We start from the raw sequence: 14618 nt of genomic DNA, 5'->3' as shown, positions 1-14618 counted from the left end.
CCTTTTCAACTGCCTACCGACATTCTTCTTCTGCTAAAATAGACACTTAGTACATTAAACTCGATATGCAGCATAAGAGGCAACCATATGGAATGGGTATGATCAGCGATTATGCCGAAGAAAATACCGCCAAAGAATGCAAATAGCATAAATCGGATACTCATACGTGACAACCTATAATATTGAAGGTGGCAGATGGCAAAAAGAAAAGCTGTTATCAGAACAGCAGGGGTAACAGATAACCCCATTATGGTTAAGGATGAGCTTGTGGGCAAGCTGCTGCTTAATAGCGGAAGCACTAATCCTCGAAATACCATCTCTTCAAGCAGAGGATAAGTTAAACAAAAGTGAATGGTATCGTAAATCCCGATCGGACGATATCCTGACCTTTGAGCCAAGAATACATTTACGATTGCAACAATGAAGAATAATGTCATCACTGGCATGACGCGTTCTGGTATTTTGTAAATATACTGCTCCCCATACCATAGAGCTATTACGGATACTACAATTACGGTCATTCCCCAAAAAATGATTGTTGATTTCTCGACATCAACTTGAGTTACTACTTTCAAAATGCTCTGAACGATTATGAAAGAGAACGTCAATAACAGAGATATGCCAATCGCCAATAACAATGCTCTTCACACCTTCCATCTAAGTTATGGTCACCATCCGATCGACATGAGGAACAATATTATTTCGCTTGCCATTCACAGCGGTTGCGGTTGCTAGATACTCTTAATGCAGTTGCAAGACCATCCAGTCTTCGTCGAAATATTGCCCATTATATTTCAAGGCTCGGCGCTCAATGCCATAGGTCTGGAATCCGACCGTGGAATACAGCCTCTTAGCTGGTTCATTGCTTGATACCACTGTTAAATTGATCTGCTCTACGCCGTCGATTTCGCTCGCCCTCGCAATTAAAGCAAGCAGCAGATTTTTCGATACCCCTTTCCCACGCATTTCTTCTCTTACATACATCCCGAACAAATTTCCTTTGTGGGCAGTTTTCATCCCATTCTCTCGCACAAAAGCAGCCATTCCTATCAGCATTCCTTCGTCATCAAACGCACCCATCACAAATTTTTCCTTACTTGGTTTGACTCTCTCCATTACCGTTTCCAGTGTGAATTTCGCTTCCCGCTCATAAGTAGAACCAAATGCTTCAGGATTTGTCCGCAACCCTATTAATCTAAGCTCCTGATAGGCCTGTGCATCACTATCTTGAAGAACTCGTATATTCATTCTCCTGCCCCATTCCTCTCGAAATGTCACTAGTCTTTGTTTCATTGCTTCTTTGGCATACCCACTACCTTTGGATATTGCTAAAATGTGAATCGATAAACAATCTCATCCTCATATACAACCCTAGTCTCACAAAACCCGAGCTTTTCATACAGCTTTCTAGCTGCTACATTATCTACACATACCGTTAGATTCACACACACACTTTGCGAGTAATTTTCTCTTATGTAACGAATTGCAGAATTGATCGTTTCCTTTCCATATCCCTTACCTTGTTCATTTTTATCAATGATCAATCCATTTAGCCAATAGGATTGGGTTGTTGTATCATCTACCGTAATCATGACAAAGCCCACTAATCGACCCTCTGCATTATACACACAAAATGGTAGATATTGATATTCATCGCCATCTGGACGGATATGTACCTTGGCTAAAGACACTGCTACTGATGGGACAAAATGGTTTTGATGTGCATGAACTTGCAAGTTTAATGCATCTTTCCAATTCTCACGTGTAGTCGGAATTAATCTGATCATCACTACATCACTCATCTCCATCCGCCTTATGAAAGCCCCGTCGTATTTTGCAACACAATTCTCCATCCATCTGGGTCACAAATGGTTATCCCATTTTGCTGCCAGTAAGGATTTTCTGGTTCCACAATAGGGTAGCCCATGGTGACTAATCTAGAAACGATATCATCCCGTTCCTGTACGTCTGGTATATAGAACACCAGCAAATTATCTGAAGAGGGTGGCGGTACGGGCACTGCATGTACTTCCTGCGTAAACTCCAAATGATAGTGAACATCAGGAAGACCGATCATGACGCCATCGTAGCCATTATGATTTACAAATGAACCTACAACTTCGAGACCAAGACCTTCCGAGTAGAATTCAACAATCTTCTGTAATTGATGGGTAGGCCTTGCCACTCGAAATTGAACAGCGGGCATATTCTTCGACCATGTCTTATTCATAACATACAGCCTCCCATATTCATCCTCTGACTCACAATTTCGCATAACAAATGAACGGTATGATTCACAAACCCATCAAGATCTTCTCGTGTCAGATAGATAAACTCATGATCTTCTGCAATTGAACTTTCATGGTAAAACTCCGTTATATTTCTGATCTGCTGACTCGTTTGACCTGCAGGGAAAAAGCTCAAAAACTCTGGATATTCATCTATATGCTGAAATTCAGTCCAAAAAATACTCTCTTTATTCTCTTTGAGATATACGAAGTCATGGCCGTACCAATCTTTCTTAACTAATGGAGTATACTCTGGTGTATTTAATATCGATTGAAATACCTCCTCCTTTTTCTTTCGATTGGCGAGTTTGATCCACTCTTCATCCGTCACCAAGTGAAAATAATACCCTAAATAATAGGAGCCCTTGGGGGAAGAGATATCAATAGGATCTAGAAGATACTGCTCATAAAATGATTCTGCGGTTATGACTCGATTCATCATAAAATGAGTAATTTCCTTCGGGGGCGTAGGTTTTCCATCCTCACCAATGAGCCCACAGTCTGGGCCGATATTCCCTACTAGAAAATCAATTTTTGATACCGGTAGATCTCTACTGATGAATGCTTCAGCAATTCTAAAATGCGTAACCCAAGTAGCCATCATACACGCTCCCTCAGCTAGAATTTATCACTTTGCACATTGTTTCTGCTTAACCTGGAATGTAAGTATGCTCTGCAAAACTGGCCAGTTCCTCAAAGTGATTTCGTATTTTCTGCCTCTACTATTTCCATTAGCAGCCTCACTTCTTAATTGACTTTATTGGTGCTGTAAATACAACACGACCCAGCCTTTGATAGCTGTCATCTCGGACTGGGGCGTTATTTTTATCTGAGGTAATGGCCTAAGTTCATCCAGAATGAACCTTTTTACCTTCAATTATGATTGTAACAATGTAATTTTGCTTGCTTTCACGATTTCATTCACTCACTTAAATAAGGCACATATCCGATATCTTGAGGCTGATCTGGCAGCCATGCAATCAGTTCAAGTTCATTATGATCAGGATCATTGAAATAAATGGCTGCCGCTGGCATCCATGTATGTACAATCGGTTCCGTTGGCTCTTTGCCAAGAGCTTGAATCGGCTCTATCCCTTTTTCCTTTAACCAATCAATTGCTGTTGTTAATAACTCCACATCTGTTCCGAATGCAAAATGTCTTCTTTGCACCTCATTACTCTCCGGAACTTCCCAAAGCCCAAGCAATTGTCGATCCTTCCCAATATAAAAAAAGGCAACTCTTCTTTCTCCATCGAGTAAAGATAGTTCAAGACCTAGATTCTTATAGAATTCAATCGATTTATCCAGGTTCTTCACTTGTAAATGTGTCTCATATAAGTTCTGAATCATGATGATGATCTCCTTAGGCTTATGATGTACTAATTTGTGAAATTAGTAATTTCCTACTTCTATGCTATGCATAATAGCCACCTTCTATTAAATAGGTTCCTGTCTCTTTATAATGCTTATAGATCTTACTAAATGCCCTGTTTGCTTTATGCTGATAAGCTCCGTCACTTAGACAGGGTCGAACTACCTTCACTACTTGTGTCATGCTCGTATCACCCGGAATCTCACCAGTGAATAACTTTTCTAGCTCTAATTCAAATATCCCCTCAAAATTCTCTGAACAATCCCCATATACATAGATGGCTTTGTTATCATTCTTTTCAAGTAATTTGAATTCAATACAGAATGCCATAACATTACCGTCTTTCTTGGATTTCTTAATAGCCGTTTAGTCCTATTGAGTTGTTGTATCCATCAATCTGGAACGCTCAAAGTAACACACTGCTGTGTGGCTTCGTAAAATAGTCTTGCTGATTAGATGTCTGGCCCAATTTCCCCAAAATTACTTGCTTAGATCAAAGAGCAGTTTATCAGCGCGGTGTGAGTGCGAGATCTCCAGATCTTATCGGACTCACAGGTATTTCGCATTCTTTAAACCATGCATAAAGGTCGTAAGCGATTAAGCTGTAGCACTTAACCTTCCATGGTTGTTTGCATTATTTTTCTTCTCTGTTTTTTGGTGTTTCTTAATAAATCAAAAATGCTTACTATAATAACAGTTAATCCTACTATCACTGTGACCAATCTCATTACGGTTAATGGAAACGCTGCTTCGAAGAGCACTAGTCCATATAGTATAAATATTATATGAAGGAAAATAATCAAAAATGAAGTAAGCAATCTACTTACATATGTCCCCAATTGAAATTTAGATAATGATATAAAAAGTAAGCCAGAACTTATAAATAACACAGTAAACATAACGGCATCTCTAGTAGGTCTTAATTGAGCATCAATGAAGCCAGCGGATTGTGTTAGGTACTCTTCGGCGTGTATAAAGTAGGAAAAAGCAAAAATAGAAACAACGAAAATCAAGGTTATTAGACATAAATTCAATCCGAACCAAACAATATGTTTCATTTTTCCCTCTACTATTATGAAATCGGTCGAGGCATTCATTAAATACCTTATTTCATTTATTGATCATATATTGAATTACGGGGTACGAAATGATATTCCGATCTCTATACGTTGATGTGATTACATCCTGATGTTTGCTTACAATTCCATTTTGTAATATCACCGCATTAAAGCCTCTTTCACGAGCGCCATTATAGGTAAACAATACGCAATGTTCTGCAGCATACCCTGCCAGGACAATGAATTCAATATCATGATTCTTGAGAATCTGCTCAAGTTCTGTCTCCCAGAAAGCATTTGGATTCTCTTTTGTCAAAATGATATCCTGATCTTGAATTTCAATTTCCGGAATCGTACGATAGTCATCACGATTTGTATCCGTAATTCCTTCGATGTCCTGAATATGTATGACAACATGATCATGAGAACGAATCATACCCGCTACATAATTGATATACTCGCATGCTCTGTTTAATAAAACGATTGAATTTGCGAAACGCCCCAACCCTAGATAGCTTTTATCTTAGGCTGAGGCGCTGTTTTTCTGCGCTGCTTCCATGATTATACATCCTAAATCCTAAGGAGGATAGACCCAAACGCGTAGCCCTACTACCACTTCACCACAGGGAATCACGATACAAAAATCCCTTTATCTTTTCAATGCTTCTCTTACTCTTATTGCACTTTCTAAAGCACTCTTATCTCTGTTTCTTCCATTAATAGATTTTGTCAGTTGAATCATCTCAAAAGCTTCTGCTACATCAACCCAGCGTACCTCTTGAGTCTCAGCATCATGCTCCGTCACCATGCCTGTTGGTTCCATCATGAAATATTTTGTCCTACACGTATCCGATTCAAATTCCCCAGGAACTGAAGCTATAATAATACATGTATACCCCGTTTCTTCTTGTACCTCTCTTTTTGCTGTTTCTTCGGGAGTCATATCTTCTACATCCGGGCCTCCCTTTGCAAATGTCCATACATATCCACCCCAATGATTCTTCGGGCTCCGTATGAGCACTTTACCTTCTGTATTAAATACAATTCCTCCATATGCCATTTCTTTATCCATATCACTCAGCGCCTTATTTGCATGATTATATTTTCCTAACACCTATTAGTTAGATTCTTGCATTCGATTGCTATTACCTTGTTGTCTTGATCCGCTAATAAATGCACCGTAGGAACAAATCCTGCAATGAACCTCAAAAAAATAGATTCTTTTAACGCATCGCTCAAAAACCATCCAGAAGGAAGGAATACGAGCTCCTCATTCTCATGCATAAACTCCCTACATATGTACTCCTTCATACTCTCCGTATGATTCACTTGCAGTGTTTCGATAGCTGCTGCATCTATATGGTAATGCTGAATTGGACGATGTGATGAATGCATCGGATTGGTCAAATCAACTGTTCGGTATAAGTCTCTGACGATTTCGATCATTTCTACGTCACTATTCAAAAATAATTGTTTCGATTCTTCCTTCATATGCTGCATATTGATGTTATCAAGTTGATTGTCCCGCCAGACTAACTTGATATCTCTAAAGTGTGGCGCTACTTCTTCTAGTATTTTCGTTCTTGAACAGTCATTCCTTGTTGGCAGGCTAACCATCGTGCTCTCAGATCCCAAAACGCAACCAGCCACAAACAGTATTGCAAGCTAGCTTATTTTATCAACGGATGCGAGTTCTATCCGTTCTATTCGAAAAGGTTTCAATTGCATTTCTTGTATTCGCATTATTTCTTCTGGATCGAATTTGATTGGTTCAACTTTGGATAACCAATCCACCTATTTGAAACCTCCTTGTACGAGTTGTTTGATACGTCGCTTCCTGTACTCTGGGGCTCTACCGGTTTAATTACACTTCACGCTTCTCATCGGGTCTGTAGATGATTCTCCGATAATCCCAATCTTTACTGTCCATATCACCTAAGTACATTCTCTCATGCTCTGGTACAAGCTCATATTTTACTTTTAGATTTTGGCGGTAAAACTCAATCGGATCCTCTAGATATTGGTAATATGCTTCTCTACACTCTTCTAAAGATGTCTTCTCGCCTTTAGCTTTTTTATACATATCGATCAGCTCGGTATATTTATCCTCGATATTTGTTGGATAGATGGCTTGTGAGAAGGTTACTTCACCTAAATCAGATAATATAACTTTTGTTGGTTCATCAAAGTCAGTAAAGAAGGTGCCATTTCTAAAAAGTTCAGCAATCTCCTCTAAACGATAAGTCAGCTCATTCTCCTGGAAATAGCAAACCACTACCCCATTTTCGTAAACAACTAGATTTACCAAATGATTATTATCTTCGTACTTCATGAAGATAGAGAACTCATCGCCAGTTATTGTTTCATAGAACATTTCACGAACAACATAATAATTAATGGCTGTAGGCGAGTACGTAATTCGTCGTTTCTCCGCCAATTCTTTTTGCCAAGAAGTGATTTCATAGATATTTTCGAAGTTAGGATTAATCGTTCTAATTTTGCTTTCTATGTGTTTGTAGTATGCGGGCTTATCAAATTTCCATTCGGCTTCTTGAACGATATACATTCCTAGACCATGTATAGAGAGTTCTTCCTGTTCTGGGATTGTTGGAGTTAACCAACCAGAACGAAGCTTTTCTTGAAGTCCAATCAAATCTACAAGTTCCCAACAATTTGACATTCCGTCCTCATAAACATCAACATTAATATAGAAATAAGAACCACCATTATTAATGATCCCTGGAACTGTTACACCTTCTACCACTTTTGTTCTTCGTATTTTCTGCATATGATTCACACCCTCGACCATTTAATGTTTCACTTTCGTTTAGACTCCTTGAAGGCAATTATAGAATATTTCATTAAAAGAATTCTGATTTTCCGTGTAATCCTCCGTATATCTATTGAACATTCGCACAGCTACCGCTTGAAACTCTGGCACAACTACACAGTGGCAACCTGCTGCACCCGATGCATAATACCACTTATCCTGATAGTACCATCCAAAAATACGCTTCTTATCCTCCGTATCCACCCGCAATTGTTCAATGAGCGTGAATACATCAGCAGGTATTAACTGACTATGATTATTGAAACCTCTATTGAGATGAAAATTTCCCCACTGTGCTAGGAAGTTTCCGCTTTGGGAGCTTTGTATATTAGGTCTTTCAAATCTTTACTTATATTCTCTGGGATTTCATAGCCTTGTTCCGTATTGGGAAGCTTTAATAGGAGACCTTTTTGCGGATATTCAATATTCTCTATATTCAAATGATAGGTACGTAGACTTCCATCTACAGAATACACAGTCATAAGAAATATTGCTCCGTAATCCAGAATTCCATTCATTTTTTTCGATTCATTAATAGCCTGCATAAAAAGAGCTATTGAATCTAAATCTTTAAACTGTTTATCTTCAAATGGCTTTTCATTCATCCTTAAACAAAGTTGTATACATTCCAGCTTAATACTACTAACGTCTTGATTATTGCGATCACTGTTATTTTGTAAACTGCATCCTGATATCAAATTCATAACAATAAATAGCACAAATAAATTGATTGTATTTAGCTTGTTCATGGGTTTTAACCCCCTTTTTAATCCTTTAGGGAAGTTATTATTATCATGTTTCCGTTAGTCGAATTTTATTGTACAGTCTTAATGAGAAGCTGTCTTACATCCGCGATTCTGTTCGGCATTTCCGAAGTCGAACGATTCAGTAAATCACACAAGGCAATCAAATCCTCCAGCTTAGATAATAGAACCCAATTCTCATCCAGAAATCCACCTGAACCCCGGTATGCCTTTATAAAATGATGTTCGAACAAGGAATTGTCGTCTTCATACCGAAGCATATTCCCGATATCAACATAGCGTCTTCCTGAAAAGGCAAACTCCCAATCCAATACCGCCGATACTTCGAACCCATCTTGCCCTTCAATCACCAAAAGATTTAAACCATTGAAGTCCGAATGAACGAGGACTGGCGGTTCATGAATTTCGGATATTAGTGAACGGTGAGAATCACAGAATGATCGAACCTTCTCCGTTGCTTCCGCTCCCAGCCATTCCCCAGTTTCACCCTTTTCCAAGCTTTCAGAAATAAAAGAGATAAATTCGTTCTCATCCATGTTAAATGGGGTGGAGATGGTAAGATCCCTTGCAAAAAAGCCTGGACATTCAAATGTATGACTGTGAATACGAGCTAGTACACTGCCGACAGATTCCGCAACTTTTGCAATCTGGCGTTCTTCTCCACTTTGCAGAATATCACGCAGTAACACCCCCTCTTTCCACTCCATTAAAGCCCAATCATATTCTACTAACTTTCTGCTTGTATCCAGATATATATAATCGGCAACTGGCACGACGCCGCGCAATCTCTCAGCGATTGCTTTTTCTTTTGAAGCTACGTCTGAACCTCCAGCAAAGATCCTTAAAAAGTAAGGTGTAATAATTCCTTCAATCTCCACTTTATAGGTACCATTACTAAGTCCTGTTTGTGTTCGTTTAGCTTTGATGAGACGCTTGCCTCTGAAAACTTGGCTAATCATACTATTTAAAGTCTCATATTCGATGTGCATACTACTTTGACTTGATCTTTCCCATGCTTCTTTCACCTTGTATCACTCCTAGCCACTTAGTTGCCCGGATCCAGTATTATTCGAAGTGCTGCTTAAAGAATCTCCATATGCTCTATAAATTCTTCATTCTTTAATCTTAACGTTTTGTCATAGGTTTTTTCTTCAATCAGATTCCAAAATATTCTTCCATCTGATGCTTGATCTTTCAAACAATAATATGTTTTTCCTTTCTCAATACAAATGGTTTCTCTCTTATTGATATGTATTTTAATATCTTTAACTAATTTGCTCCTCAGTGTTTGTTCACTTATGGAAAGTTTATTATCTTCGATCCACGGTTTTATCCCATCTTCAATTACTTCAAAATAATCACTCATAATGCTATTCTTCATTCGATGTTCAATAGTTCCATTACTTCCTTTTGGACAAATGATATACGTCCATCCAATAATATCAACAACTCTGCATTCCTTTTCTTTAGGTACAAATAAATCATTCCAAATAAGGTCTCTAATTAATTTCAATCTGGCTTCGTACCCACAGTATAATGGTGGTAAATAAATAGCCATGTGCTCAACTCCTGTTATTAAATTTTTTATGAATTTCTTGTGGCCACATATTCGTAATTATCAATTATTACCCGCTGCAGATATATTGTGATACACATTCATCGCAACTTCAGCCATCACTTTCAAATTGATAGTATTAAAACCTTCTATCCCAAAATCTCCAGCAATACTTTCAAAGTAAGCCCAATCGTTATTATCCTTAACAACCTGTATCTCTTTGATCAATTGAATAAATCCATTAATACCTTCTATTTCTATGTATAACCTTGCTAGTTTTTCGAATCCTTTTTCATCTAGTGTGCAACCTGTGGTTGAAAAGCTAACAATGTAGTGTTCAAAGAAATTCTCGGGATACCTATTACCTTCCATCAAAAATCCCCCTCGACCCTCAATTTCAGAATGAATATGTAGAAATGAAACCTTAAGCGTCAGACTTAGCCAGTGCAGGGTTGTCCGCCTGACTCAAACTCCCTGAAAAACCTCTAGCGAACCGAAGAGAGGAGCCGGATGGCTCCTCAGCGTGAATACTGTGTTAGCTGATGTCATATTTTCATAGAGTTAACTACCCTTGTTTCTCCATTAAAGTCCTTCTAATCTCTTCAAGAAGCTTCTCTTTTTCCAAATCGGAAACAGTATCTGCAGATAATTTCCTAGCAGCAATCGGTGTTAACCATGGGACAACATCATCATAAGTAATTCCTGATAATTTTGTGTATTCATCCATAAAAATAGTAATTAATTTCTCTCGGATGAATTCAAATTCATGTCTAATGTCCTCACGAAAATGAAGGGGTAAAATCGCATAACGAATCATAAGAATATATTCAGCTATATCAGCCTCAGGATTTCCAACAGTGGCATTACTCCAGTCTATCAAGACAGCCTTCCCATCGTTCTTAATCATTATATTTCCTGGATTCGGATCTCCATGACACATACATTGTCTGGTTGGCAAAGAATCAAGTAATGAGATTACGCTCTCTTTCTCATGCGCTGTTAAGTAGTTCACACTCCAAACGTGCGATTTAATAACGTTTTTTTGATTCGGTAATTCGTGCCCGGCAAATAAAGTTTTATGTACGTTATACAATTGTTGGGCTGTCAGTCGAATATCATCCTGGATAATTTCATCGTTTTTGATAGCACTTTTAATAATACGTTCCATCATTGTCTCACCAATAATATGTTCAACTATAATCCCTGGCCTGCCATTCACTTCTATTAAATCAAAAGGTTGAGGCACAGGGAGACCACATTCCCAAGCGATAAAATTATTGAGATATTCCCTTTTTGCAGTTTCGATACTCGTATTTTCCTTGGCAAGTTTAATTATTTGATTGTTCTCTATTTCAAATACTTCAGAGCAGCCTCCTTCACCGATCTTGTTACCCAAACTGATTGTCATGATAGTCTTCCTTTCTTATATATTCTTTTAGCGATTTCAATTCATATCTCATGCATTCAGGTACCCTTCACTGGCTTGGACAAATGTCCTTATAGAGACTTATTGAACAATTCACTCGATTTCTAATTTCTTCATTATGAATCGTCCCAAGAAGACCAACGATTGTCATTCATTAACTCTCCTTTGTATGCGAGACTACTTTGTTAGGCGAAGTCCCCGTCTTCCATGATTACCCCCGCATACTTGTCCCATTCTTTATTATCCGTATTTATTTCGATTGTCGGCACAATTGATTTGTACGCTTGAATCCTAAGACTATTTTGCGTATCAATCAAATCTTTGCATGCCAGATCGATTTCTTCCCTTGATTTGTTAATCCAAACCTCAGGATTTCTACTTTTTATTCTTTCCTCGACTATATCGTCGGAAATAGTCAGCAATAAACATTTAGCTCCTAATTTGATTAAATCATGCTCTATACTTGTTATTTCTACATCGTCTGAATCCGAGAATGCGACTCGGTGATTTAGATGGAACCGTTCTAAGATAAAGAAAAGGCCTCTTGATTTTCTTTTTCCTGGACCTAAATAGGCTGCCCAATCATTTAGATTCTTTAGCATACCAACTCTATTTCGCAAAAGTTCGAGATGCTGGCCTCTTGATAATCGAACAAATTCACCTTGAACGTTATTCAGAATCTGAGAGTAATGTTCCCCAAGTATTACGACACTCAACTCTGCTGATTCATCGAGTGCTTGAGATTGTTTTATCGCTTTGAGCAGCGAAGTCTTACCCGCGTTTGAATATCCTTCAAGAATAACTCCTCTAATATTCATCGATTGAATTTTCCTTTTCATAAAAAATACTTCGCCTATCGTCCTTGTATCTACGAACCCGAGAGGCTTAAATCCAAGTCCGACGGACTAACTTTGCATCGCAAGGTTGTGAACTAAATACGTCTAAATAAGTTAATTCATAGGGTTCTGGTGTTTTAATGATTTTGCCTTGTTTATATTCAAATATGTCAGCCGTCCTACCTTGACCAATAGGCTTCATAGTTAGCTCCCTTGTTGTGAGCAATGAGTTGGCAATATTGCGCAAAACGTTCTTGTATTCACGAAACGACCCAGCCTTAGATAGCTCTTATCTTTGGCTGGGTCGTTTGTTGTCTGAGCCTCTTCCATGATTTATACATCTGACAACCAATGCACAGTAGTCCCAATATGTGAAAACCGGTGTTATGAGAAGTTCCTGGTTTAGTCACCTACAAAATACTCTTGTATTCGTTCAAAACAGTATTTACAAAATGAGTTTTTCCATCCGTATATGCTGTACGGTTATTAGTAAATCTCTCTGCAAGCTCTTTCTTTAAAGATGAGTATGCGGCTACTAAATCCGGCTGTTGTCTTAATATATCTCTGAATGTTATGTGCTTCTGCAATGCATCACTTTCCTTGTTGCAGACATAAAGATGATGTTTCGGTTTATGATTCATCTCTTTATTATGAGGAACTTTGTCATCAATTCTTGCAAAAGCCTCCCTGTTCTCTACCCCTAAATTCCCTTCATGAAAGTAACCTAATTCACTCAACATTCCAACGACCTGAGGGAGTAATGACTTAGAGTCTATTACGATATCAATATCAATAATTGGTTTGGCTGAAAGGCCAGGAACAGAGGTGCTTCCAACATGCTCTATGGTTAAAGCTAACTCTCCTAATTTATCTCTTAATATATCTTTCAATTCATTAAACATCACAGGCCATGCATCATTATAATCTTCAATAACCACTGGTCTCGAACCCATATTAAATAGCCCTCCACTCTAATATGTCTTTACGAAGATTTCCGATAACGTCTCTCGTATTCATGACGCCCCACCTTCCTAGAATCACGGAGTGACCGCCGAATAGTTATAAAACCAATCTCTATGCATTAGAAATATATGTTCAATAAATCTATCGATTTCTGTTTCATTACATCCAATCCAATTATCAACTTCGTTCATTATCTCTTCATTAAGATAATTATCTATACCTTTACAATAATTCTCTAAAATAATTCTTTCGTCGTATTCTCGAAGAATACGTATCAGCACATTTGCCGAGTCTATTTCTAACACTTCATAGTAAGTCCAAACCCCAGATCTTTCAGACATCGATTGCCAATTCATTAATTGGTTTAACGCCATAACCCATCTGATGTTCTCAGTCTTTTGCATAAATGAATTTGCTAAGATTAATAATTCAACTTTTGACTGATATTCATTTATCGAATTAAAAAATTGATCCAAGTAGAATTTTGAATACTTCATTAAATCACCCATTAAAATTATTACAGTTTCAAATTATGCTCTTGCCTAACCCTATTGGTCTATCTCTTGACTCTGCTTAATACTCCAGTTTATAAACGATTTCCCCATCTATTACTCGGCCATCTTCTGTAAATCCTAATTTTTCATATAGCTGTTTTGCCCAAGCATTCTCCGGTTCAAAGCTTATGTATATAACCCGATGCTGTATGTCTTCTTTAATCCTTTCAATGAGCAGCTTCATAGCAGCCTTCCCATAACCATTTGATTGATACTTAGTATCAATCATTAACCGATAAATCCAATATTCATGATCTTCTTCATCTATACAATACATCGTAAATCCCACTAGAACTTCATCATGATAAATAGCCAAGCAGACACACTCTGGGAATGCCTTAGCCTGTGCGAGCGAAAACAAATTTGTTGCTACAAACTCACTTTGTTCATCAGCGACACTCAACTTAATGACATCAAAAAAATTACTACGATCTATTTCCTTAAGTGCTATCATAAATGCTCCCCTTTTCTTCATTATCTTAATCTTGGATAATATACGCTCCTCCGGCTGCTAGAAGAATGTTCTCCACTTTCATAATTACACGGAAATCAAAATTTTTCCACCACTTCTCTTATACGGATTGGACGAGCGACAAAGATTTTGCCTAATCCTTTGCCAAGCCTAAATATACCCAAAAACAAGCGATTTCTGCAGCAAGCGGAAAGGTTAAATCCATATTCAATGTCAATTTGGCCGGATATAAAGTTACTGTTAAATTGAATGAATATATACATTCAAGAAAGACAAACAACCTACAATCGTGGGCAAGATCAACAAGAAAGGGTTTTATTTCTTTTCCCTTACTCCTTAAGTTGGAGCGCTACTGTCAGCAGAAAATAAAGTATTAGACGCCCATGCCGCTAACGCGACACCATCAGATGATGAAAATGGGCGGATTGCGATATAATTTACTTACGGCTGGCGAAGGCAGGTCGGCAGTCAATGGTGCTTCGAGCCCGAGTCTTAGACTG

Annotated in this window: 19 protein-coding genes; all 19 read right to left on the bottom strand. The window is 38.1% G+C overall.

Annotation, left to right across the window (positions count from 1 at the left end):
- Positions 1 to 5: 5 nt before the first annotated feature.
- Entirely contained in the window at positions 6 to 638 is a 633-nt protein-coding gene (locus M3661_RS23140) for a CPBP family glutamic-type intramembrane protease (protein WP_251489035.1), read from the bottom strand.
- Between the two features lie 103 nt (positions 639 to 741).
- The gene (locus tag M3661_RS23135) at positions 742 to 1248 is read right to left on the bottom strand and encodes a GNAT family N-acetyltransferase (RefSeq protein ID WP_251489033.1); all 507 of its coding nucleotides are present in this window, start codon (positions 1246 to 1248) and stop codon (positions 742 to 744) included.
- 80 nt (positions 1249 to 1328) lie between these two features.
- Positions 1329 to 1802 (bottom strand): GNAT family N-acetyltransferase, encoded by a 474-nt coding sequence (locus M3661_RS23130; protein ID WP_251489031.1) that lies wholly within the window; start codon positions 1800 to 1802, stop codon positions 1329 to 1331.
- An 11-nt stretch (positions 1803 to 1813) separates the two neighbouring features.
- A complete protein-coding gene (locus M3661_RS23125) occupies positions 1814 to 2230 on the bottom strand; it encodes a VOC family protein (protein ID WP_251489029.1) in 417 nt (138 codons plus the stop codon).
- Positions 2227 to 2892, bottom strand: coding sequence for a hypothetical protein (locus M3661_RS23120; RefSeq protein ID WP_251489027.1), 666 nt, complete (start codon positions 2890 to 2892; stop codon positions 2227 to 2229). Before M3661_RS23120 ends, M3661_RS23125 begins: the two co-directional genes overlap by 4 nt.
- 317 nt (positions 2893 to 3209) lie before the next feature.
- Positions 3210 to 3638 (bottom strand): VOC family protein, encoded by a 429-nt coding sequence (locus M3661_RS23115; RefSeq protein WP_251489025.1) that lies wholly within the window; start codon positions 3636 to 3638, stop codon positions 3210 to 3212.
- Positions 3639 to 4770: 1132 nt separating this feature from the next.
- Positions 4771 to 5154: a cysteine hydrolase family protein gene (locus M3661_RS23110; protein WP_251489023.1), complete on the bottom strand. Its 384-nt coding sequence runs from the start codon at positions 5152 to 5154 to the stop codon at positions 4771 to 4773.
- A gap of 213 nt (positions 5155 to 5367) precedes the next feature.
- A complete protein-coding gene (locus M3661_RS23105) occupies positions 5368 to 5790 on the bottom strand; it encodes an NUDIX hydrolase (RefSeq protein WP_251489021.1) in 423 nt (140 codons plus the stop codon).
- A gap of 35 nt (positions 5791 to 5825) precedes the next feature.
- Positions 5826 to 6353, bottom strand: coding sequence for a hypothetical protein (locus M3661_RS23100; protein WP_251489006.1), 528 nt, complete (start codon positions 6351 to 6353; stop codon positions 5826 to 5828).
- Between the two features lie 229 nt (positions 6354 to 6582).
- Positions 6583 to 7506, bottom strand: a complete 924-nt coding sequence (locus M3661_RS23095; RefSeq protein WP_251489001.1) for a DUF7638 domain-containing protein — start codon at positions 7504 to 7506, stop codon at positions 6583 to 6585.
- A 338-nt stretch (positions 7507 to 7844) separates the two neighbouring features.
- Entirely contained in the window at positions 7845 to 8297 is a 453-nt protein-coding gene (locus M3661_RS23090; protein WP_251488984.1) for a YhfM domain-containing protein, read from the bottom strand.
- A 65-nt stretch (positions 8298 to 8362) separates the two neighbouring features.
- On the bottom strand, positions 8363 to 9337 hold the full coding sequence (locus M3661_RS23085) for a phosphotransferase family protein (RefSeq protein ID WP_251488982.1): 975 nt from the start codon (positions 9335 to 9337) through the stop codon (positions 8363 to 8365).
- Positions 9338 to 9393: 56 nt separating this feature from the next.
- Complete coding sequence (locus tag M3661_RS23080) at positions 9394 to 9870, bottom strand: hypothetical protein (protein ID WP_251488980.1); 477 nt, start codon at positions 9868 to 9870, stop codon at positions 9394 to 9396.
- 60 nt (positions 9871 to 9930) lie between these two features.
- Positions 9931 to 10239 (bottom strand): hypothetical protein, encoded by a 309-nt coding sequence (locus tag M3661_RS23075; protein WP_251488978.1) that lies wholly within the window; start codon positions 10237 to 10239, stop codon positions 9931 to 9933.
- A gap of 193 nt (positions 10240 to 10432) precedes the next feature.
- Positions 10433 to 11275: an aminoglycoside phosphotransferase family protein gene (locus tag M3661_RS23070; protein ID WP_251488976.1), complete on the bottom strand. Its 843-nt coding sequence runs from the start codon at positions 11273 to 11275 to the stop codon at positions 10433 to 10435.
- A 203-nt stretch (positions 11276 to 11478) separates the two neighbouring features.
- Positions 11479 to 12111, bottom strand: a complete 633-nt coding sequence (locus M3661_RS23065) for a hypothetical protein (RefSeq protein ID WP_251488974.1) — start codon at positions 12109 to 12111, stop codon at positions 11479 to 11481.
- 428 nt (positions 12112 to 12539) lie between these two features.
- The gene (locus M3661_RS23060; RefSeq protein ID WP_251488972.1) at positions 12540 to 13082 is read right to left on the bottom strand and encodes a GrpB family protein; all 543 of its coding nucleotides are present in this window, start codon (positions 13080 to 13082) and stop codon (positions 12540 to 12542) included.
- An 84-nt stretch (positions 13083 to 13166) separates the two neighbouring features.
- On the bottom strand, positions 13167 to 13589 hold the full coding sequence (locus tag M3661_RS23055) for a hypothetical protein (RefSeq protein ID WP_251488970.1): 423 nt from the start codon (positions 13587 to 13589) through the stop codon (positions 13167 to 13169).
- Between the two features lie 76 nt (positions 13590 to 13665).
- Positions 13666 to 14100, bottom strand: a complete 435-nt coding sequence (locus M3661_RS23050) for a GNAT family N-acetyltransferase (RefSeq protein ID WP_065294491.1) — start codon at positions 14098 to 14100, stop codon at positions 13666 to 13668.
- Between the last annotated feature and the right edge of the window lie 518 nt (positions 14101 to 14618).

It is taken from the genome of Paenibacillus sp. MER 180 (assembly GCF_023713665.1).
GTDB lineage: Bacteria > Bacillota > Bacilli > Paenibacillales > Paenibacillaceae > Paenibacillus_B > Paenibacillus_B suaedae.
This window is presented reverse-complemented; position numbering and strand designations above follow the sequence as displayed.

Excerpts from the sequence above, each read along its gene's own strand:
- M3661_RS23135 (WP_251489033.1), bottom strand. The coding sequence starts at position 1,248 with ATGAATATACGAGTTCTTCAAGATAGTGATGCACAGGCCTATCAGGAG.
- M3661_RS23130 (WP_251489031.1), bottom strand. The coding sequence starts at position 1,802 with ATGAGTGATGTAGTGATGATCAGATTAATTCCGACTACACGTGAGAAT.
- M3661_RS23125 (WP_251489029.1), bottom strand. The coding sequence starts at position 2,230 with ATGAATAAGACATGGTCGAAGAATATGCCCGCTGTTCAATTTCGAGTG.
- M3661_RS23120 (WP_251489027.1), bottom strand. The coding sequence starts at position 2,892 with ATGATGGCTACTTGGGTTACGCATTTTAGAATTGCTGAAGCATTCATC.
- M3661_RS23115 (WP_251489025.1), bottom strand. The coding sequence starts at position 3,638 with ATGATTCAGAACTTATATGAGACACATTTACAAGTGAAGAACCTGGAT.
- M3661_RS23110 (WP_251489023.1), bottom strand. The coding sequence starts at position 5,154 with ATGATTCGTTCTCATGATCATGTTGTCATACATATTCAGGACATCGAA.
- M3661_RS23105 (WP_251489021.1), bottom strand. The coding sequence starts at position 5,790 with ATGGATAAAGAAATGGCATATGGAGGAATTGTATTTAATACAGAAGGT.
- M3661_RS23095 (WP_251489001.1), bottom strand. The coding sequence starts at position 7,506 with ATGCAGAAAATACGAAGAACAAAAGTGGTAGAAGGTGTAACAGTTCCA.
- M3661_RS23090 (WP_251488984.1), bottom strand. The coding sequence starts at position 8,297 with ATGAACAAGCTAAATACAATCAATTTATTTGTGCTATTTATTGTTATG.
- M3661_RS23080 (WP_251488980.1), bottom strand. The coding sequence starts at position 9,870 with ATGGCTATTTATTTACCACCATTATACTGTGGGTACGAAGCCAGATTG.
- M3661_RS23075 (WP_251488978.1), bottom strand. The coding sequence starts at position 10,239 with ATGGAAGGTAATAGGTATCCCGAGAATTTCTTTGAACACTACATTGTT.
- M3661_RS23070 (WP_251488976.1), bottom strand. The coding sequence starts at position 11,275 with ATGACAATCAGTTTGGGTAACAAGATCGGTGAAGGAGGCTGCTCTGAA.
- M3661_RS23065 (WP_251488974.1), bottom strand. The coding sequence starts at position 12,111 with ATGAATATTAGAGGAGTTATTCTTGAAGGATATTCAAACGCGGGTAAG.
- M3661_RS23060 (WP_251488972.1), bottom strand. The coding sequence starts at position 13,082 with ATGGGTTCGAGACCAGTGGTTATTGAAGATTATAATGATGCATGGCCT.
- M3661_RS23055 (WP_251488970.1), bottom strand. The coding sequence starts at position 13,589 with ATGAAGTATTCAAAATTCTACTTGGATCAATTTTTTAATTCGATAAAT.
- M3661_RS23050 (WP_065294491.1), bottom strand. The coding sequence starts at position 14,100 with ATGATAGCACTTAAGGAAATAGATCGTAGTAATTTTTTTGATGTCATT.